This is a genomic window from Aeromonas sp. Y318-1, assembly GCF_027706125.1.
Taxonomy (GTDB): Bacteria; Pseudomonadota; Gammaproteobacteria; order Enterobacterales; family Aeromonadaceae; genus Aeromonas; species Aeromonas hydrophila.
This window is the reverse complement of sequence record NZ_JAPDCM010000047.1, coordinates 1-1,059: the sequence shown is the minus strand read 5'-3', so window position 1 is coordinate 1,059 and position 1,059 is coordinate 1. Positions and strand designations below refer to the sequence as shown.

Here is a 1,059-nt window from a genome sequence, read left to right as displayed (position 1 = left end):
CCCAGTTTTTAGTGAGATCTCTCCCACTGACGTATCATTTGGTCCGCCCGAAACAGGTTGGCCAGCGTGAATAACATCGCCAGTTGGTTATCGTTTTTCAGCAACCCCTTGTATCTGGCTTTTACGAAGCCGAACTGTCGCTTGATGATGCGAAATGGGTGCTCCACCTTGGCCCGGATGCTGGCTTTCATGTATTCGATGTTGATGGCCGTTTTGTTCTTGCGTGGATGCTGTTTCAAGGTTCTTACCTTGCCGGGGCGCTCGGCGATCAGCCAGTCCACATCCACCTCGGCCAGCTCCTCGCGCTGTGGCGCCCCTTGGTAGCCGGCATCGGCTGAGACAAATTGCTCCTCTCCATGCAGCAGATTACCCAGCTGATTGAGGTCATGCTCGTTGGCCGCGGTGGTGACTAGGCTGTGGGTCAGGCCACTCTTGGCATCGACACCAATGTGGGCCTTCATGCCAAAGTGCCACTGATTGCCTTTCTTGGTCTGATGCATCTGCGGATCGCGTTGCTGCTCTTTGTTCTTGGTCGAGCTGGGAGCCTCAATGATGGTGGCATCGACCAAGGTGCCTTGAGTCATCATGACGCCTGCTTCGGCCAGCCAGCGATTGATGGTCTTGAACAATTGGCGGGCCAGTTGATGCTGCTCCAGCAGGTGGCGGAAATTCATGATGGTGGTGCGGTCCGGCAAGGCGCTATCCAGGGATAACCGGGCAAACAGACGCATGGAGGCGATTTCGTACAGAGCATCTTCCATCGCGCCATCGCTCAGGTTGTACCAATGCTGCATGCAGTGAATGCGTAACATGGTTTCCAGCGGATAAGGTCGCCGGCCATTACCAGCCTTGGGGTAAAACGGCTCGATGACTTCCACCATGTTTTGCCATGGCAGAATCTGCTCCATGCGGGACAAGAAAATCTCTTTTCTGGTCTGACGGCGCTTACTGCTGAATTCACTGTCGGCGAAGGTAAGTTGATGACTCATGATGAACCCTGTTCCATGGCTCCAGATGACAAACATGATCTCATATCAGGGACTTGTTCGCACCTTCCCT

At 54.2% G+C, this 1,059-nt stretch carries 1 protein-coding gene; it reads right to left on the bottom strand.

The window, feature by feature from the left end:
- Window positions 1–8: 8 nt before the first annotated feature.
- Window positions 9–989, bottom strand: a complete 981-nt coding sequence (locus tag OKB87_RS23520) for an IS5-like element IS5 family transposase (RefSeq protein ID WP_026141915.1) — start codon at window positions 987–989, stop codon at window positions 9–11.
- Window positions 990–1,059 lie beyond the last annotated feature (70 nt).

What these genes read in the sequence shown, in the direction of transcription:
- OKB87_RS23520 (WP_026141915.1), bottom strand. Translation starts at nt 989, where the DNA reads ATGAGTCATCAACTTACCTTCGCCGACAGTGAATTCAGCAGTAAGCGC.